At 74.3% G+C, this 18,690-nt stretch carries 17 protein-coding genes; 4 read left to right on the forward strand and 13 right to left on the reverse strand.

Annotation, left to right across the window (positions count from 1 at the left end):
• A partial coding sequence (locus tag AB0C35_RS22470) for a phosphoenolpyruvate carboxylase (protein ID WP_358458847.1) occupies positions 1-1,019 on the reverse strand: 1,019 nt, incomplete at its 3' end.
• Between the two features lie 97 nt (positions 1,020-1,116).
• Between AB0C35_RS22470 and AB0C35_RS22475 the strand changes: the two genes are divergently transcribed.
• The 3 genes from AB0C35_RS22475 (at position 1,117) to AB0C35_RS22485 (ending at position 4,127) form a co-directional block, all read left to right on the forward strand.
• Positions 1,117-2,709: an acyl-CoA carboxylase subunit beta gene (locus AB0C35_RS22475; RefSeq protein ID WP_358458849.1), complete on the forward strand. Its 1,593-nt coding sequence runs from the start codon at positions 1,117-1,119 to the stop codon at positions 2,707-2,709.
• Positions 2,710-2,739: 30 nt separating this feature from the next.
• On the forward strand, positions 2,740-2,982 hold the full coding sequence (locus tag AB0C35_RS22480; RefSeq protein WP_358458851.1) for an acyl-CoA carboxylase subunit epsilon: 243 nt from the start codon (positions 2,740-2,742) through the stop codon (positions 2,980-2,982).
• Between the two features lie 92 nt (positions 2,983-3,074).
• The gene (locus AB0C35_RS22485; protein WP_358458853.1) at positions 3,075-4,127 is read left to right on the forward strand and encodes an NYN domain-containing protein; all 1,053 of its coding nucleotides are present in this window, start codon (positions 3,075-3,077) and stop codon (positions 4,125-4,127) included.
• A gap of 52 nt (positions 4,128-4,179) precedes the next feature.
• Here the strand turns inward: AB0C35_RS22485 and abc-f are convergent, their stop codons facing one another.
• A complete protein-coding gene (gene abc-f / locus AB0C35_RS22490) occupies positions 4,180-5,844 on the reverse strand; it encodes a ribosomal protection-like ABC-F family protein (protein WP_358458855.1) in 1,665 nt (554 codons plus the stop codon).
• A 277-nt stretch (positions 5,845-6,121) separates the two neighbouring features.
• Between abc-f and AB0C35_RS22495 the strand changes: the two genes are divergently transcribed.
• The gene (locus AB0C35_RS22495; RefSeq protein WP_358458857.1) at positions 6,122-7,342 is read left to right on the forward strand and encodes a hypothetical protein; all 1,221 of its coding nucleotides are present in this window, start codon (positions 6,122-6,124) and stop codon (positions 7,340-7,342) included.
• 46 nt (positions 7,343-7,388) lie between these two features.
• Here the strand turns inward: AB0C35_RS22495 and AB0C35_RS22500 are convergent, their stop codons facing one another.
• The 11 genes from AB0C35_RS22500 to AB0C35_RS22550 all read right to left on the reverse strand — a co-directional run bounded on the left by AB0C35_RS22500 (position 7,389) and on the right by AB0C35_RS22550 (position 18,568).
• Positions 7,389-8,471, reverse strand: coding sequence for a hypothetical protein (locus AB0C35_RS22500; protein WP_358458859.1), 1,083 nt, complete (start codon positions 8,469-8,471; stop codon positions 7,389-7,391).
• Positions 8,472-8,524: 53 nt separating this feature from the next.
• Positions 8,525-11,617, reverse strand: a complete 3,093-nt coding sequence (locus AB0C35_RS22505) for a BTAD domain-containing putative transcriptional regulator (protein WP_358458861.1) — start codon at positions 11,615-11,617, stop codon at positions 8,525-8,527.
• Between the two features lie 64 nt (positions 11,618-11,681).
• Positions 11,682-12,128, reverse strand: coding sequence for a TadE family protein (locus AB0C35_RS22510; protein ID WP_358458863.1), 447 nt, complete (start codon positions 12,126-12,128; stop codon positions 11,682-11,684).
• The gene (locus AB0C35_RS22515) at positions 12,125-12,574 is read right to left on the reverse strand and encodes a TadE/TadG family type IV pilus assembly protein (protein WP_358458865.1); all 450 of its coding nucleotides are present in this window, start codon (positions 12,572-12,574) and stop codon (positions 12,125-12,127) included. Before AB0C35_RS22515 ends, AB0C35_RS22510 begins: the two co-directional genes overlap by 4 nt.
• A complete protein-coding gene (locus AB0C35_RS22520) occupies positions 12,571-12,963 on the reverse strand; it encodes a TadE/TadG family type IV pilus assembly protein (RefSeq protein WP_358459158.1) in 393 nt (130 codons plus the stop codon). The genes AB0C35_RS22515 and AB0C35_RS22520 overlap by 4 nt, the downstream gene beginning before the upstream one ends.
• 53 nt (positions 12,964-13,016) lie before the next feature.
• Positions 13,017-13,238 carry a hypothetical protein gene (locus AB0C35_RS22525; RefSeq protein ID WP_358458867.1) on the reverse strand — a complete coding sequence of 74 codons (222 nt, stop codon included), beginning with the start codon at positions 13,236-13,238 and terminating at the stop codon, positions 13,017-13,019.
• Positions 13,239-13,289: 51 nt separating this feature from the next.
• Positions 13,290-14,207 carry a type II secretion system F family protein gene (locus AB0C35_RS22530; RefSeq protein ID WP_358458869.1) on the reverse strand — a complete coding sequence of 306 codons (918 nt, stop codon included), beginning with the start codon at positions 14,205-14,207 and terminating at the stop codon, positions 13,290-13,292.
• Entirely contained in the window at positions 14,204-15,205 is a 1,002-nt protein-coding gene (locus AB0C35_RS22535) for a type II secretion system F family protein (protein WP_358458871.1), read from the reverse strand. Before AB0C35_RS22535 ends, AB0C35_RS22530 begins: the two co-directional genes overlap by 4 nt.
• 34 nt (positions 15,206-15,239) lie before the next feature.
• Positions 15,240-16,541: an ATPase, T2SS/T4P/T4SS family gene (locus AB0C35_RS22540; RefSeq protein ID WP_358458873.1), complete on the reverse strand. Its 1,302-nt coding sequence runs from the start codon at positions 16,539-16,541 to the stop codon at positions 15,240-15,242.
• The gene (locus AB0C35_RS22545; protein WP_358458875.1) at positions 16,542-17,612 is read right to left on the reverse strand and encodes a hypothetical protein; all 1,071 of its coding nucleotides are present in this window, start codon (positions 17,610-17,612) and stop codon (positions 16,542-16,544) included.
• A 2-nt stretch (positions 17,613-17,614) separates the two neighbouring features.
• Positions 17,615-18,568 carry a hypothetical protein gene (locus AB0C35_RS22550; RefSeq protein WP_358458877.1) on the reverse strand — a complete coding sequence of 318 codons (954 nt, stop codon included), beginning with the start codon at positions 18,566-18,568 and terminating at the stop codon, positions 17,615-17,617.
• Positions 18,569-18,690: the final 122 nt, after the last annotated feature.

Below are 18,690 nucleotides of genomic sequence, written 5' to 3' on the forward strand. Positions count from 1 at the left end.
TGGCGGTGCGGCTCGCCCGGTGAGCGCTTGGCGATCTCGCGGAGGTGGGACGGGTGGGCGGTGCGTGCGGCGGCGAGGGCGCCCAGAAGGTCCTTGGAGGCGGGTGTCGTGGCCTCGTGGACGGTCAGTTCCCGGCCGATCCGGGCGCAGGCGTTCTCCAGGGCGCGCAGGATGTGATCGGCCTGGATCATGACCGCGTCCCGGGTGATCTGCGCGGTGACGTAGGGGTTCCCGTCGCGGTCGCCGCCGATCCAGCTGCCGAAGCGCAGGTACGGGCGGGCCTTCGGCGGCCGGGTGCCGTCGTCGCCGGGCTGCAGGGCGCGGTCCAGGGCCCGGTAGATGTGCGGGACGACGCGGAAGATCGTCTCGTCGAACGCGGCCATCGCGGTGCGGACCTCGTCGAGGGGGTCGAGCTGGGTGCCGCGGCGCAGCGCCGTCCGCCACAGCAGGTCGATCTCCTCGCGGAGGCTCCGCTCGATCTCCTCGCGCTCGGTCGCGCCGGGGGCGTCGTTCAGCCGCGTCATCAGGTCGCTGATCCGCTGGATGGCGGTGACGACCGCGCGGCGGCGGGCCTCGGTCGGGTGGGCGGTGAAGACCGGGCGGAACTCCAGGCCCTCGATGAGGCCGTCGAGCCGGCCGTCGGTGGAGGCGCGGATGTGCTGGACGGTGGCGGCCACGGAGCCGGGGACGGTGTCGCCGGTGTCGCGTTCCCGCAGCGTCCGGATGCGGTGGTGCTCCTCCGCGAGGTTCGTCAGGTGGAAGTACACGGTGAAGGCGCGGGCCACCTGCTCGGCACGTTCCAGCGTCCAGCCGTCGACGATGGCGGCGACGTCCGAGCCGGCCGTCTCGCCGCGGCGGGCGGCGATCACCGCGTGGCGGAGCCGTTCGACGTCGTCCAGCAGCCCCTGGCCGCCGTACTCCACGAGGCCGTCGCCGAGCATCGCGCCGAGGAGCCGCACATCGCGGCGCAGCGGTTCGGGCAGGTCCTGCCGAAAGATCTCACGCGTCTTCGTAGCCACCCGCCCAAGCCTAACGAGCCCCGGCCCCGTGGCGTTCATCCCGGTGAGCGGCCCCCACGCGCATCCGCGGCATCAGCGGCCGGTTACTCTGGCCCGCATGGCGACGGAAGCCCCTGAACCCCCGGTGGAGTACGACGTCCACACCACGGCGGGAAAGATCGCGGACCTGGAGCGGCGCAGGTACGAGGCGGTGCACGCCGGATCGGCGCGCGCCGTCGAGAAGCAGCACGCCAAGGGCAAGATGACGGCGCGGGAGCGGATCGACGCGCTCCTGGACCCCGGCTCGTTCGTCGAGTTCGACGAGATGGCGCGGCACCGCTCCACGAACTTCGGGATGGAGAAGAACCGCCCCTACGGCGACGGCGTCGTCACCGGCCACGGCACGGTGGACGGCCGGCCGGTCGCGGTGTTCAGCCAGGACTTCACCGTCTCCGGCGGCTCCCTCGGCGAGGTCTTCGGCGAGAAGATCTGCAAGGTCATGGACCACGCGATCAAGACCGGCTGCCCGGTGATCGGCATCAACGACTCCGGCGGCGCGCGGATCCAGGAGGGCGTGGTCGCGCTCGGCCTGTACGCCGAGATCTTCAAGCGGAACGTGCACGCGTCCGGGGTGATCCCGCAGATCTCGCTGGTGATGGGGCCGTGCGCGGGCGGCGCCGTGTACTCCCCGGCGATCACCGACTTCATCGTCATGGTCGACCAGACGTCCCACATGTTCATCACCGGGCCGGACGTGATCAAGACGGTCACCGGCGAGGAGGTGACCATGGAGGAACTGGGCGGCGCGCACTCGCACAACTCCAAGTCCGGTGTCGCCCACTACAGGGGATCGGACGAGGACGACGCGATCGAGTACGTCAAGGCGCTGCTGTCGTACCTGCCGTCCAACAACCTCGCGGACGCGCCCGCGTTCGACGTCCCCGTCGACCCGGCGGAGCTCGTCGAGGATCTCGACACCCTCGTCCCCGACTCGCCCAACCAGCCGTACGACATGCACACCGTCATCGAGCACGTGGTGGACGACGGCGAGTTCCTGGAGGTGCAGGAGCTGTACGCGCCGAACATCATCGTCGGGTTCGGGCGGGTCGAGGGCCATTCGGTCGGCGTCGTCGCCAACCAGCCGATGCAGTTCGCGGGGACGCTCGACATCGACGCGTCGGAGAAGGCCGCCCGGTTCGTGCGGACCTGTGACGCGTTCAACATCCCGGTGCTGACGTTCGTGGACGTCCCCGGCTTCCTTCCCGGCACCGACCAGGAGTGGAACGGGATCATCCGGCGCGGCGCGAAGCTGCTGTTCGCGTACGCGGAGGCGACCGTCCCGCTCGTCACCATCATCACGCGCAAGGCGTACGGCGGCGCCTACGACGTCATGGGGTCCAAGCACCTCGGCGCCGACATCAACCTGGCGTGGCCGACGGCGCAGATCGCGGTGATGGGCGCGCAGGGCGCGGTCAACATCCTGTACCGGCGCGACCTCGCCGCGGCCGGCGACCCCGACGCCCGCCGCGCCGAGCTGATCACCGAGTACGAGGACACGCTCGCCAACCCCTACGTCGCGGCCGAGCGCGGCTACATCGACAACGTGATCAAGCCGTCCGAGACGCGCGGGCAGGTCGTGCGTGCACTGCGGGCGCTGCGTGAGAAGCGCAAGACGCTGCCGCCCAAGAAGCATGGGAACATCCCGCTCTGACCGGACCCTCCCAGGAGGTCAGGAGATTCCGTGACCGCTGACAGCAAGCCCTTCCTCCAGATCGTCCGGGGCGATCCCGGCCCGGAGGAGATCGCGGCGCTCGTCGCCGTGCTGACCGCCCGCGCCCGGGCCGCCGCGGCCGCCCGGGACGGCGGCGGTGCGGCCAGGCCATCGCGCTGGGCGGACCGTTCCCGGCTCGTCCGCGGCACGTTCGCGGGCGAGCTGCCGCCGCGCGGCTCCGGCGCGTGGCGGGCCAGCGGCCTGCCGCGCTGACCTCCGGGAGCGAACCCCGTCCCGGGCGCCGGAGCGATGTGTAACCGCGGTTCATGCCCAGCGGGGGCCCGGCACGAATAAGGTGGAAGGTCATGGCCACCTCGGAGTTCGTTCCACAGCCAGCGCGATACGCCATCTTCGTCGACGCGGGGTACCTTTACGCGGCCTCCGGTGCCCTGTTGCTCAGCTGCGGGTCCAGGCGCGAGTACCGGGTCGCCGCCGAGAAGCTGATCAAGGCGCTGACCGCGCACGCCGACGACCAGGTGGCCGGCGAGCTGCTGCGGGTGTACTGGTTCGACGCGGCGCCGAAGCGGCAGCCGACGGTCGACCAGCGCGTCATCGCGAACCTGCCGCTGGTGAAGCTCCGCCTGGGCAATCTGAACGCGCAGGGCCAGCAGAAGGGCGTGGACGCCCAGCTCCGCGCCGACCTCGAGGCCCTCGCCCGGCACCGCGCCATCACCGACGCGGTCCTGCTGGCCGGTGACGAGGACATGCTTCCCGCCGTCGAGGCCGCGCAGCGTTACGGCGTCCGCGTGCACCTGTGGGGCGTCGAGCCGACCCACGGTTCGAACCAGGCCGAGTGGCTGGTGTGGGAGTCCGACACGGTCGAGGTGCTGCCCTCCGACTTCCTGCGTCCCTACTTCACCAAGGCCAAGGTGCTGCCGGTGCCCGCGCCCGGCAGCGCCGCCGCCGTCCGCGACGCCGCGGCCGCCGCGCAGCGCACGAGCCCCGTCCCGTCGCCGTCGCAGGTGTTCGCGGGACGTCCCCCGGCGGTGAAACCGTCGCCCGCGGCCGTCCGCAGCACCGTCCCCGTCCCGGGCGGTGCGACGCCCGCGACGGTGGCCGCGTCGATGAACTCCACCGCGGCGACCGACGGCAAGCTCGGCCCCGACCGCGACCACATGCTGGAGATCGGCGAGCATGTGGCACAGAAGTGGATCTTCGAGCGGGGCCGGGACAACATTCGCGACCTGCTGCCCGGCCCGATCCTGCCGCCCGTCATCGACAAGGAGCTGCTGATCGAGGCGGAGAAGGAGCTCGGCGGTTCCCTGCGCCCCTACCAGGAGGCCCGCACCTGGCTGCGGGACGGCTTCTGGGAGCGCGTCTACCGCGAGTTCGGCATCGGCATCGGCAAGTCCGACTGACCTTCGTCCGCGCCCTCGTCCGCGCCTTCGTCCGCGCCTCGGCCGTGGCCCGTCACGCCGCCACCGGTTCCCGGACGGTGCCCTCCCTCAGTTCGAGGCGACGGCCCTCGAAGGACGCGCGCATCCGGCGGTCGTGCGTCACGACCACGAGGGCCCCCGTGTAGCCGGCAAGGGCCTCCTCCATTTCGTCCACCAGGAGCGGTGAGAGGTGGTTGGTGGGCTCGTCCAGCAGGACCAGGTCCGCCTGCCCGGAGACGAGGCGGGCCAACTCCAGCCTGCGGCGCTGCCCGGCCGACAGCGTCCGGACGCCCTTGACCAGGTCCTCGGCCTTGAAGAGCCCCAAGGAGAGCAGTGTTTCCGCGTGCTCTTCGGGGTCACCTGGGCGGCCTTCAGCGAACGCGCACAGCAGCGACCGCTCGTCGCCGGTGGCCGCGCCCCCGTCCTGCCGCAGGTACCCGACCCGCGGCGGGCGCCGGACGCTGCCCGCCGCCGGGGTCAGCTCGCCGGCCAGCACCCGCATGAGGGTCGTCTTGCCGGAGCCGTTCGGCCCGGTGACGAGGATCCGCCGGCCCGCGTCGATCCGCAGCGACTCCACGTGCAGGCGGCCCGGGACGTGGACGCCGGTCAGTTCGGCCACCGGCCCGTCCCGCCGGGCGTCCCCGGCGCCCGAGGTGGACGGGCGTGCCGCGAACCGGAGCGGCTCGGGCGGCGGCGGGACCGGATCGTCCCCGAGTTCCCGGAGGCGCTGTCGCGCGGCGCGGATCCGGCTCATCGCGCCGTGCGAGCGTGACCTGGCCCGGAACGCGCCCGCGCCGCTGAACGCGCTCGGGGCCTTGCGCGGGATCGCCGACAGCCGGTCGATGTTGGTGTCGGCGAGCGTCTCGTGCCGGCGCACGTCCTCGCGCCACGCCTCGTACTCGTGCCGGTGCCGCTCCCGGGCGGCGGCCTTGGCGGCCAGGTAACCGGTGTAGCCGTTGCCGTAGCGGCGGACCGTGCGGGCATCGTGGTCGACCTCGATGACGGCCGAGGTGACCCGGTCGAGGAACGCGCGGTCGTGCGTGACGGCCACGACGGTGCCGCGGTGGCGGCGCAGATGCTCCTCCAGCCAGTGTGCGGCCTCGTCGTCGAGGTCGTTGGTCGGTTCGTCCAGCAGGAGCAGTTCGGGGGACGCCGCCAGCGTCGCGGCGAGCATCAGCCGCGACTTCTCGCCTCCGGACAGGGTGCCGAGGGCCCGGTCGCGGGCGAGGTCCGGTACGCCGAGCGCCCGCCGAGCGATCTCGACGCGCGTGTCGGCCTCGTAGCCGCCGCGCGCCTCGAACCGCTCGACGAGTTCGCCGTATCCGGCGAGTTCGGCGGGCGTGGCGGTGCCGAGCGCGGCCTCGGCGCGGGCCATCCGCGCCTGGAGGTCCCGCAGGTCGGCCAGCGCCAGGTCGATCGCGTCCTGGACGGTCGCGTCCGGCGGCAGGTCGAGCGTCTGGGACAGGTACCCGACGCCGCCGGGGGCCACGACGGCGGCGCTGCCGTTGTCGGGGACCTCGGCCCCGGCGATGAGGCGCAGCAGCGTCGACTTGCCCGAGCCGTTCTCCCCGATCACCCCGACCTTGTCGCCGGGCCGGATCGAGACGGAGGTCCTGTCGAAGACGACGTGGTCGTCGTAGCGCTTGGTGACCTCGGACAGGACGAACTGGGACTTCGAAGATGGATGCGCGGTGCGCAAGGGCGGACTCCTGGGAACTCGAGGAACGTGCGTTGACGGTGCGTGCGGAAACGCGACGCGCCGCCCGGCCGCGGAGCCTTGCTCAACGCAGGCGGACGGTGTCGAACGCACGAATCACAGAGTTCCCATGTCTCCCACAAGTAGTTCTGGAGCCTTCGCGGGGATGAACTTGATCGCTCCCGCATTTGTTCCCGCCGACGATCAACACGTTTTGCGATTGACCGGACACGGGGAGTCGTCTCTCGGTAGGGTCCCCGCCGTGTAAGGGGGACCGTGCATGGGACGTCAAGGAGGACGATCACGGGTCGCCGCCGTGCTCCCGCTCGCCGCGGCCCTCGCCTTGACCTGCGGTGTTCTGGCCGGATGCGAGTCGCCCGTGCCGTTCTACCGGCCCGGGGAGGGGGCCCCGGACGCGCCGGTGGTCGGGCTCGGCGGGCCGGCGCCGTACCTGAGCGCGCGTCCCCGCGACGCATCGCCCGAACCGCCCGACGGCGGCGACGGCGTCCCGGTGGCGCCGGCGGGCGGGCGCGTCTACGCCGCCACCGGCCCGGGGATGATCGCGCCGTACGCGCGGGGCATGCCTCCGCGGCTGTACGTCGCGCACGGGCGGTACATCGACGTCATCGACCCGGACACGCTCCGGACCGTCGGGCGGCTGCGCACCGGGGCGACGGCGGCACGGCTCGTGCCGTCCTGGGATCTGCGGCGGCTGTGGGCCACCGACCGGGCGCACGGCACGCTCGTCCCGGTCGGGCCGTTCGGCGCCGGGCGGGGCCGCCCGGTGACGGTCGCGGGCAGCACCGGGCTCTACTTCACCCCGGACGGGCGGAACGCGCTGGTCCTGGCCCGCCGGCCGCGCCGCGTCGACGTCCGCGACCCGGACACGATGCGGCGGAGGGCGTCGGTGCCGATGCCGTGCACCGCCGGGCACGCCGACTTCACGCCGGACGGGTCGTCCCTCGTGACGACCTGCACGTCCGCCGGCGCGCTCGCCCGCGTCGACCTCGCCGGACGCCGCGTCTCGGGGACGATCCGGCTGCCGGAGGGGTCGCGTCCCGGTGATCTGCGGCTGTCGCCGGACGGCGCCCTGTTCTACGTGGCCGACTCCGTCAAGGGCGGGGTCTGGCTCGTCGACGCCGAACGGTTCGCCGTGATGGGGTTCGTCCGCACCGCGCCGGGCGCGCGCGGCCTGTCCATCGGCCGGAACGCGCGCCACCTGTTCGTGGTGGGCGGCGGCATCCTCGCCGTCGTCGACTTCGGGACCCGGCGGGTCACGGCCCGCTGGCCGCTGCCCGGCGGCGGCTCACCGATACCGGGCGGGGTGTCGTCGGACGGGACGGCGCTGTGGCTCGCCGACCCCGCCGGCCTCGTCTACGCCGTCTCCACCCGCACCGGTGCGGTCGTGCGGAAGGTCAGGGTCGGCGGGCGCCCGGCGGGGCTGTCCGTCCACCCGCAGCCGGGCCGCTACTCACTGGGCGGCACCGGCCTGTACCGCTGACCCGTCGTTCACCGGCGGCGTGTCGTGGCTCCACGCATCCGGTATGTCAATCAGTGGTGATCAGCGACGGCTTGCCGTCCTCATCGCGTGCCAGGGCCCAGGCGGCGCCGCCGGGGGACGCCGCGATGTCCGTGGCGCCGGTCACCGAGTCCAGGACCACCTCGTGCCAGGTGCCGTTCTCGTAGCGGAACAGGCCGAGGCGCGGTGGGCCGCTCATCCGGGCCGTGACCCAGACGGCGCCCGCGCCGTCCACCGCGACGTCCTGGAGTTCGCTGGTGCCCTCGGGGGCGGGCGCGGCGGTCCAGCCGGTCCCGTCCCAGTGGGCGATCTCGCCGCGGGTGACGACCCATGCCCGGCCGGGACCGGACGGGGCCACCGCGACGATCCGGGCCTTGGGGCCGGATTCGCGGTGCGGGAGGACGCTGGTCCAGGAGTTCCCGTCCCAGTGGGCGAGGGCGGGGTGCTCCGGGCTGCCGTAGGTGTGCCGGGGCGGCTCGGTCTGCCCGACCGCCCACGCGTCGGTGGCGGTAAAGGCCTTCACGTCGTTGACGTAGCGCAGGTCCTCGGGGATCGGGGTGCCGGTCCAGCCGCCGCCGGAGCGGCGGTACAGGGAGTCCCCGGTCTCGGCGGCCACGCTGGTTCCCGCCCACACGCCGGCCGGTCCGGCACGGAGCACCTGGATGCTCCCCCCGGACGGACCGGCTTCGGGGACGAAGGCCGACCCGTCGAACCTGGCCAGATAGGCGCCCGCCGTCTCCTGCCGCCCCAGGATCCAGGTCTGCCCGGCTCCGGCGGCGACCTGGCGAATGGAGCCCTGTCCGCTCCATCCCTGAATGGGGTACTCGCGCCAGCCCGAGCCGTCCCATCGGCGGACGACAGGGTTGCCCGCGCGGTAGATCAGGCAGGGGGTCATGGGGGCCACCTGGACGCAGATCTCGCCCTGCTTCCCGCTGATCCACACCTGGTCGGGCGCGGCCGCGGCGACGTCCAGCAGCGACGAATGGTCCCAGAAGAACGGCAGCGCGACCGTGTGCCACGGGCCGTCCGCGGACGCCGGTCCCGCGGTGAGCGACAGGGCGAGGACGGCAGCCGCGCAGGACGCGGCCATCCGGGCGAGAGCGCGTGTCATGACGATCATTATCGGCACCCCGCCATAAAGATGCCAGTGTTCACTGGAAGAATTCAGGTCGTGGCGTGGCGCCATTGCGGCGCCAGTTCCTCCACCAGCGCCTCGGTCTCGGGCTGGAGCCGGTCGAGCAGCGGGTCGCGGCCGACGCGGCCGCGCAGCTCGTCCACCACGATCCGGACCTGGGCCGGGTCGCCGGTGGCGTGGGTGGCGCGGAGCAGGTCGCGCCACAGGCCCTCGTCCTCGGGCGCGAGCCGCAGCCCCGCGCGTGCCGCGCCGACCGCGCCGCGCGCGTCGCCCTCGTCCAGCCGCAGCACGACGAGCCGGTGCGCGACGTCGATGACCCGCGCGGACGCCTCGTACTCCAGGTCGTGGTCGGCCAGCCAGGCGTACTGGCCGCGCGGCCGGTCGGCGAGGAGCGGGCCGCGGACGAGGTCCAGCGCGTACGCCATGTAGGCGGTCTCGGACGCGGGCTCGGCCGCCGACCGCCACACCAGCCAGCGGAACACGTTGAGGTCGACCCGCACCTCCGAGCCGAGCCTGATCCGGCCGCGCTCGTCGTAGTACAGGTTCGGGCGGCCCCGCGCGTCCCGGCCGAGCCAGTCCGACACGCGCGCCACGCACGCGTCGCGGACCCCGGCGCTCGCGCCGCGCGGCCAGATCGCGCCGGACAGCACCGTCGGGTGGACGCCCTCCGGATGCGCCGCCAGGTACACCAGCAGTTCGGTGCAGAGCGCGCGGCGGCTCTCGTCCATCGGCCCGGACGCGTCGACCTCGATCGGGCCGAGCAGCCGGATGTCGACCGACGACTGCTGTGCGGTCGGCGGCTCCGGCCCGCCGGCGAGGCCCGGCAGCTCGGCGGAGTCGAGCCGGCCCGCCGTCCGGAACAGCTCGAACACGCCGCGGTAGTCGTCGTCGGGGACGAGCTGCGCGTCGACGTCGAAGCCGAGCACCCCGGCCTGGAGGCGGCCGGCCTCGTCGACGTCCCAGGTCCAGGTGGCGCCCTGCACGTCGCCGGGGACGAGGTACCCGGCGGCCATGCGGGTGCCGGTGCGGGCGAGCGCGACGAGCCGGTCCGCCTCCCGCTCCGACGGCCGGTCCGCCATGATCAGGTAGTGCGGCATCCACGCCTCGCCGAACACGCCGCGGCAGCGGCCGGTGAGCACCGAGTCGACGCCGGACGCGGCGAGCGCCTGCCGGACCTCCTCGCTGCGTCCCTCCAGCTCCGGCAGCGCGTCGGCGAGCGTCGGCACGGCCCGGATCCGGTCCGGCGCGATCTCCGCCAGGCCCTCGCCGAGTTCCCCGCCGAACCCGACGAGCGTGATCCGCATGTGGTCGGACCAGCGGTTGGTGGCAAGCTCCATCGCGACCGCGGCCAGCACCGCCCGGCGGGTGTCCTCGGGGCCGCGCAGCGCGATCAGGCCGTGCGCGGCCTCCAGGTCGACGAGGATGCGGCCGTTGTCGTTGGTGCCGATGGACACCAGGCCCGGATAGGGCGCGAGGACGTCGCCGAGGCCGGCCGCCTCCAGCCCGGCCAGCGCGTCGCCGTGCAGCCGCCACACCTGGCCGTCGTCGAACGCCTGCCACGGCGCGGGCGGGTTCCGGTCGGCGGGCGCGATCCACAGGTCGAGGCCGCCCTGCCCGGCCTGTCCCTGCCCGTCCTGCCCGCTCGATGAGGCGCCGATGTGCACCCCGTACACGGTCGGCAGGGCGCGGCCGCCCGCCGCCATCGACTTCGACAGGTGCCGCAGCCCGAGGTCGAGCAGCCGGACGGCCTCGTCGTCGGCGCCGAGCCGCAGCGCCCGTTCCGCCCCGGCCGCCTCCCCCTCCGGCCGGACGACCATGGTCCCGAACGCGCGGTTCCACAGCTGGACGCGGCGGCGCCGGCCGAGGACGGCGAGGAGTCCGGCGGCGAGCAGCGACGCGGCCGCCAGGCTGTGCGGCCAGCCGATGCCGAACGGCGCGCCGGTCTCGTCCTGCTGGTCGGAGCCCTGGCCGGGCACGGACGCGCCGCCGCTTCCGGCGTCGCCGCCCATCTCACCGGACGGCCCGCCGTGCACGGGCGGCTGCGCGGGTTCCGGCTTCTGCGTCTCCGGCTTCTGCGAGACCTCGGGCTGCGGCGCGGTCGGCGGCGCCTGCGACACCGACGGCTGCGGCGCCGTCGGCGGGGCCTTCGACACGGGCGGCTGAGGCGCGGTCGGCGGCGCCTGCGACGCCGGCGGCTGCGAGGCGGCGGGCGGGGCGGGCTGCTGCGGCTTCGGCTCCGGTTCGGGCGCCGGTGCGGGCTCCCGCGGCTTCTCCGGCTTGTCGGGGACGGCGTGCCCGTACCGGAAGTACTCGTCGAGGTCCTCGGCGGGGATGACCTTCGCGCCCTTGGCGTCCGCCGGCATCTCCAGGATCCAGCCCGGACGGATCAGGCTCGCGATGGTCAGCCGCGTCCCGTCCGGCTGGATGTGGCCCTTGTTGAGGGCGAAGATCTCCTTGTAGCGGCGTCCCTCGCCCAGGCACTTCTCGGCGATCTCCCACAGGCTCTCGTGGTGGCGTCCCTCCGGCGGCTGCACCCGGTAGATCTTGGTGGTGGCGGCCTTCTCCAGCGGTTCCGCGGCCGGATCGGCGGCGACCCGGTCGGTGACGGCCGTGCGTTCCGGCGCGGCCGGGATCCGGTGGAACTCCTGCGACTGCGTCTGCACCGGCGGCCGCTGCGACAGCCCGCCGGCGCCCGAGAACGCCGGCATGATCGCGGTGGTGGCGGTGAACAGCAGCAGCGCCGCGACGACGAGCCGGTGCACCAGCGACTGCGTCCCGCCGGCGAGCGGCACCCGCGCGGGCACGCCGACGCCGCGGATGCCCGCGTACACCTCGACGACCACGCACACCGCGAGCTGGAGCCAGGCGAGCCACACCAGCGCGACGAGGATGGCGATGAGCGAACCCGGCCCGACCCGCTGCGTGAGGTCGGACGCGGACGGCACGTGGTCCGGCAGCGGCGAGCCGAACAGGATGAGCAGCGCGGCCGGGACACCGGCCATGAGCGCCGACAGCGCGGCGACCGCGCCGATCCCGGCCAGGACGTCGCCCGCGCTGCGCCGCCTTCTGACGAGCTGCCCGCCGCCCCGGTCCGGGGTCCTCTGCCCTTGCCGCGTCACCATCGCGCCCCTGCCGTTCTCCGGTCCACGGACGTCGCAGACATCGTAAATCCGTTTCGCCTGGGGCTCACGGGTCGATTCCTCCCGTGACGGGATGGGCGGTCGCGCCGGAGGTCATCCGGAACTCGCTGAAGCCGGGGATGATCCCGAGCAGCTGCGGCCGGACGGTGATCTGCACGGTGACGGCCACCTCCTGCTCGTCGGCGTCGCACCGGGACGCGGTGACCTGGTCGCGGTAGGCGGCGAGCAGGTCGCAGGCGGCGGCGCGGGCCCGGGCCGGGTCGAGGACGGGCTCGCCGGTCGCCCGGAGCGCGTCGGTGTCGATCTGGTCGGCGCCGGCGCGGGCGGCCTGCTCGGCCATGTCCGCCGCGCGCTGCCGCGCGTGGATGGCGAGGCCGCCGTCGACGAGCAGCCCGGCCAGCAGGAAGACGATGGGGGTGAACAGCACCGTGTACAGCGCGATCGTGCCCCGGTCCCGGTCCCGGTCCCGGCCGCCGGCCGTGCGCCCCGTCATTGCCCGCCTCCGGGGTCTTCGGCGCCGCCCGCGTCCGTCCCCCGGTAGGTGAAGGTGTCGATGGGGGCGATCGCCTCGCCCTGGAGCCGTTTGCTGCCGGGCAGGCCGATGAACGACAGGTCGCCGAGGTCGACGTCGCAGGTGATCGTCACGCCGACGCGGCCGCCCGGCCCCCAGTCGGACACGTCGGTCCGGACGGTGGGCCCGCCGGAGCACCATTCGGTGCCGGTGAGGCCGGCCGCCGCGGTCTCGGCGGCGAGGCGCTGCGCGGCGGGGGCGCTGCGGGCGATGGAGGCGGCGCGGACCGCGTCCCGCGCGGCCCCGTCCACCTGGCTCTTGGCGTCGACCATCCGGCCGGCGCCGGCGAGGAAGAGCAGGAACGCCACGAACAGCGGCGTGACCAGTACCATCTCCAGCGACATCGACCCGCGGTCCGCGATTGTCATTGAGCGGCCCCCGGTTCGCACGCGACGCCTTCGCCGACGTCGGGACGGAAGCACTCGATCGGCCCCTGGGACCGCTGCGACACGTGGAACTTCATGAACGGGATGACCGCCACCGCGTAGCCGCTGACCTCGACCCAGCGCTGGTCGCCGGCCTCCCCCGCCCGAACATCGAGGCCGCTCAGCAGCTCCGGCCCGATCTCGCGGACGTCCCCGGCGGCCTTCGCGGTCGCCTCGCCCTGCCAGCCGCCGCCGACGGGCGCGGTCCGCGCGACGCGGGCGCCGGACTGCGCCGCCGCGAGCGCGACGTGGCGGGCGTGGAACACCATCGTGAACTGCACGACGATCAGCATCAGGAGGATGAGGAGCGGGGTGAGCAGCGCCCACTCCATCGACGACACGCCCGCGTCGGACCGGAGCGAGGCCGTCCCGGCGGGCCGGCGGATCAGCCGGTGTTGATCGTGTTGGCCTTGTCGGTGACCTTCTTCGTGATGACCGCGCCGATCGTGATCGCGAGCAGCGCCAGGATCGCGGTGATGATCGCCCATTCGATCGCGGACGCGCCTCGGTCGCGCTCCTGCGGGCCGCGCATCCGCGCGATCCGCGCGCCCGCCATGGCGCGCAGATAGACGACGACCGGATCGTTCATCGGGTTGTGCGGACTCATCGCGGTACCTCCAGGGGGCCGTCACGGGGACTCTTCGAACAGTGTGCGGGCTCATGAGGCGAGCACCCGCATGAGGGCCGGGTAGGCCAGGAAGATCAGGAAGCCGGCGCAGAGGAACAGCTGGGCGACGAGCATCGACTGGGAGCGTTCGCCCGCCTTGCCCTCCAGCTCCGAAAGCTCGCGGCTGCGCATCGACGCGGCGCGGGCGGACAGGGACTTGCGGACCTGCGCGCCGTCGTCGGCGACGAGGGCGAGCGCCCCGGCGAGATCGCGCAGCTCGGCGATGTCGAGTTCCTCGCCGAGCCTGCCGAGCGACTGCCAGGGCGTCTGGCCGGTGATGCGCGCGTTGGCCAGGGCGTCGCGGATGCGGTGCATGGCCCAGCCCTCACCGACGTTCGAGGCGGTCATCAGCGCCTCCGGCACACCGCGCCCGCCGGCGAGGTTCATCGAGACCAGGTCGAGGAACGCGCCGACGACGTGCCGGAAGTCCTGCCTGCGGGCCTGCGCCTCCTGCCGCAGCTGCATGTCGGGGAAGAAGAAGAACACGGCGGCGAACAGGATGCAGATCCAGACGGGGACGGCGACGGACGAGCCGAGCCCGAGCAGCGCGAAGTACGCGGCGATCAGCGGGATGAACAGCAGCGCGGCGGCGGGGAGCAGGAACTTCGTCGCGAGGAACGCCTCCAGCGACCGCTCGGTGATCGCCAGGTCGGCGCGAACCGAACGCAGCCGCCAGCCGCGCGACTCGCAGAACCGCGCCAGCTCCCTTCCCAGCCTGGAGCGCAGCCCGCCGACCCGCTCCAGCGTCGGGGACATCCGCCCCGCCTGCTGCTCCTCCAGGTCGCGACGGCGGGCGGCGTCGAGCGCGGCCATCCGCGCGGCGAGGCCGGGCCGCGGCGGGAACAGCGCCCGCGCGAGGACGTACAGGCCGAGGCCGACGACGGCGCCCGCGAGCATCGCGGCGTTCACTCCGCGCCACCCCCTCCCGCGTCCATGGTGTGCCGTCCGCGCAGCGGGAGTTCCTGCGGGCCGCCGGAACCGGGTCCGCCGCCCTGCCAGCCCGCCACGGTGCTCGGCACCTCACCGGGCACGCCGGGCTGGACGGCCCTGCGCGGCTCGCTGAGGAACCGCCCCGGCAGCTCGTACTTCGACAGCCGGCGCAGCCACAGGAACGCCGCCCCGTACAGCGCGACGACGATGCACAGGACGAGCTGGCCGAGGACGTCGTCGTACGGCTCGACGTAGGAGTGGTTGAACACGGCGAGGGCCAGGGCCGTCCCGACGGAGACGGCGACGACGATGCGGACGCTGCGCCGGGTGGAGCGCCGGTCGGCCTCCACGCGGCGCCGCATGTCCAGCTCGGCGCGGGCGGAGTTCGCGAGGGCACTGAGCATGTCGCGCAGGCCGGGGCCGCGGAGCTTGGAGTTCAGGATCAGCGCGGCGATCACCAGGTCGGCGGACGGGTCGTCGAGGTCGTCGGCGAACCGGCGCAGCGCCTCCGGCATCGGGACGCGGGTGTGCAGCCGGTCGACGAGGTTGCGCAGCGGCTGCTGCAGGGCCGGCGCGGCGGCGCGCTGCGAGGCGGGGATCGCCTGTTCGAGGCCGACGGCGCCCGCGATGGTGTCGCGCAGCGACTCCGTCCAGCCGGCGAGGGCCTCCAGCCCCGCCATGCCCTTGCGCTCCTCGGCGGCGCCGCCGACCAGGCCGTTCCAGGTGAGCACGAGCGCGCCGGTCCCGGCGGCGGCGATCGGCCAGCGCGTCACGACCAGCACGGCCACGCCGACGATGACGGCTACGGCGGTGCGGGTCGTGAGCGTCCTGACGAGGTCTTCGCGGCTGCGGACCTGCCGCCGCCCGCCGGCCGCGGACCGCGGCGGCAGCCCGCGCAGCGCGACGGCGAGGAGCAGCAGCCCGCCGCCCGCCACGGCGCCCGCGACGATGGCGAGCAGGACGTCCGGCGCGTACATCAGCGCCCTCCCCCGCCGGTCACCGGCGACCCGTTCACCAGGCACCTCCGGCGGACGGGTCGTAGCCGTGGTCGGCGAGTTCGGCGGCGCACGCGATCGGCGCGGCCGGCACCGCGAACCCGCCGGGCCCGAGCGCGAAGACCTCCGACGACATGACCCGCCCGTCCACTCCGGTGACCTCCCGGACGCTGGCGACGTAGCGGCGCAGCCGCCCCCCGGAGGCGTACTCGTTGCGCTTCTCGATGAACACGACGAAGTCGATCGCGCCCGCGATCAGCATGTGGGTCGCCTCGACGGGCAGCCGCTCGTCCGACTGGATCGCATACGTCGCGATGCGGTTGAAGACCTCCACCGACGAGTTCGCGTGGATCGTCGACAGCGACCCGTCGTTGCCCTGCGTCATCGCGTTCAGCATCGTGACGATCTCGTCGCCGAGCACCTCGCCGACGATCACGCGGGACGGGTTCATGCGCAGCGACCGGCGGACCAGCTCCGCCATCGAGATCGCGCCCTGCCCCTCGGAGTTCGGGAGCCGCTGCTCGAACGCGATGCAGTTGGGGTGCAGCTCGGGGAAGGCGTCCAGGCCGAGTTCGAGGGCGCGTTCGACGGTGATGAGCCGCTCGTCCGCCGGGATCTCGTTCGCGACGGCGCGCAGCAGCGTCGTCTTCCCCGCGTTCGTCGCCCCGGCGATCATGATGTTCTTGCGTGCCTGCACGGCGGCGCGGAGGAAGTACCCGATCTCCTGGGTGAACGTGCCGTTGCCGACCAGGTCGGCGAGGAAGACCTTGCCGAGGCGGGCGCGGCGGATCGACAGCGCCGGGCGGACCGTCACGTCCATCACCGCCGACAGCCGCGAACCGTCCGGGAGCCGCAGGTCGAGCTGCGGGTTCGCGGTGTCGAACGGGCGCGACGACAGCCCGCTGTAGGCGGCGAGTATCTGGATCAGCTCGACGAGTTCCTCGTCGCTCTCGGCGACCGGCTCGCCCATCACCTCGCGCCCGTCGGCGTAGCCGATGAACACGCGGTCGCAGCCGTTGATGTCGATGTTCTCGATCTCGGGGTCCTCCAGCAGCGGCTGGAGCCGGCCCACCCCGAACAGCGCCGCGTGCACCCCGGCCGCGAGCGCCTCCTCCTCTTCGGCGTTCGGCGGGCGGCGCCCGGAGGTGATCTCGCCGCGCGCGAACTCCTCCAGCACCTGGCCGATGAGGGCGCGGGCGAACTGCCGCTCGTCCTCCCCGGTCATCGGCGGCAGCCCGTTGGCGGCGTCGAGGCGGCGCTGCTGCGCCAGCCGGTCGCCGACCTCCTGGCGGAGACGTTTGACGAGCCCGTGGTCCATCTAGCGCCTCCCCTCCTCGTGCCGTCCGCCCGCCGGGACCTGCCCGGTCGCCGGGGGCCGCTCGCTCGCCGGGACCTGGCCGTCCGCCGACAGCCCCTCACCGCCGGGGCCGGGCGGGACCCTCGGGGCGGGCGGCGCCGACGGTGGTGGCGGCGGTGGTGGTTCGGGCGCCGGCCCGTACGGGGGCGGGACGTCGTGTCCGCCGCGGTCATGGCCCGCGCCCGGGACCGGCCGGGTCGACGCGAGACGTCCGGCGAGTTCGCCCGCGACCTCGCGCGCCGACCGGATCAGCAGCGAGCGGTCCAGGCGGCCGCCCCAGCGGCCCGACAGCAGCTCGGCGCCCTTGGGGTCGAGGGCCAGCCCGCCGAGGACGGTCACGTCCGGCGGCGGGGGCCCCTGCTGCGCGCCCGCGTCCATCGGCCGGGCGCGGCCCCGCACCCCGGCGAGGACGCGGTCGACCTCGGCGATCGAGCCGCGGAAGTCGCGCGGGTCGGCGAGGACGAGCACCCCGACGGGCGGGCCGCCGCGCAGCTCCGCCGTCAGCGCGGTGACGCGTTCGCGCAGGTGGGCGACCTGTTCCAGGGTGGCCCTGGTGAGCAGGACGACCATGTCGGCCTCGTGCATCAGCTCGGTCAGCGGGGTCCCGGCGCCGAGCCGCCCGCAGTCGGCGATCACGTCGACGGGGTCGAGGCCGGCGAACGCGCGGCCGAGCGGGCCCCACAGCCAGGTCATCGCCTGCGCCTGCTCGGCGTTGGTGGTCCCGACGAGCACGTCGAGGCCGCCGACGAGCCGCTGGCAGTGCTCGGCGATCTGGTCGGGGCGCAGGCCGCGGCGCGCGGTGGCGGCGAGGCTGAGCAGCCCGCGCGACGGGTTGAGCATCCCGCCGTCCCCGGCGTGATCCCGGGGGGCGTCACCGGCGTCCGGGGCGGCGGGCAGCCGGTACACGAGGTCGCCGCCCGCCTGGTCGCACTCCGCGACCAGCACGGGACGGGGCCACACGGCGCCGAGGGCGACGGCCGCGGTCGTGACGCCCGGCGCCCCCTTGTCGGCCGCGAGCGCGATGAGTGCCACGGTCAGTTACCGCCCGCGCCCGGTCCCGGTGTCCCGCTCTCGCCCGTGCCTCCGCCGCCCGGCACCGGCACGGTGCCGTCGGGAGGCTCGGCGCCGCCGGGCTCCTCGTTCCCGCCCGGGGTGGGCCCCTGCGGGCCGGGCCCGGCGGGTGCGGTGGCGGCCTTCGTCCCGTCCGGGATGAGCGCGAGCGCGACCGCCCCGGCCGAGGCCGCCTGGGTCACCTGCGGCGCGTCGGCCGGCAGGACGGCGACGTCCACGCTGGTCTGGTCGGACCGCAGCCGGGTGCCGCCGAGGTCGCCCCCGCCGCCTCCGCCGGAGAGGCCGACCACGATGGCGTCCTGGGCGAGGACGGTGCCGGCGCGCGGCCCGCCGTTCTGCCCGCCGCCGACCGCGTAGAGGGTGACGTGCTTGCCGACGGCGACGCCGCCGGACGGGAACTGGCCGGGCTTGAGCGCGAGCCCCACGATGAGGCGTCCCATCGCGGGGGCGTCCGGGGAGCTGATCATGGAGTTGGTCAGCAGCGCGCCCTCGACCAGCGGGACCGCCGCGAGGTGGCGGGCCACCTTGGCGCGCTCCGACCAGCTGATGTACTGGATCCCGGTGTCGCCGACCTGGACCTCTTCGAGTGCGGCGGCCGGGATCTGCTGCCCGGCGGCGACGGGCTGCGCGATCCGGATCGCCGACACCCGCTCGCCGCTGGCCATCACGAGGTAGGCACTCGCGAGGGCGCCGCCGAGGATGAGCAGCACCGCGAGGGCGGCCAGCGCCGGTTTGCGCTCGCGCGGGGAGGTGGGAAGCCGCTGCCCTCCGGACGTGCCGAGACCCGAACGTCCGAGCCCCGCCGCGGCGCCGGACGAGCCCGCCGCGCCACCGCCGGCCGAACCCGCTCCGCCTCCGCCCGAGCCCGTTCCGCCTCCGGCGAAGGTCGACTGGTTGGACTTCATCGCGCTGCCCACGCGCTCCTTCCCGCCCCTTCGCGGACCCGTTTCCCGGGATCCGCGCATCACCGAGCGATCCATGCTTGCGGGGGCGGCAAGGTCACGTCAATGGATTCGGTGAACGCAAGCCGTTCCATATC

The organism is Spirillospora sp. NPDC048819 (assembly GCF_040650055.1).
Lineage (GTDB): Bacteria > Actinomycetota > Actinomycetes > Streptosporangiales > Streptosporangiaceae > Spirillospora.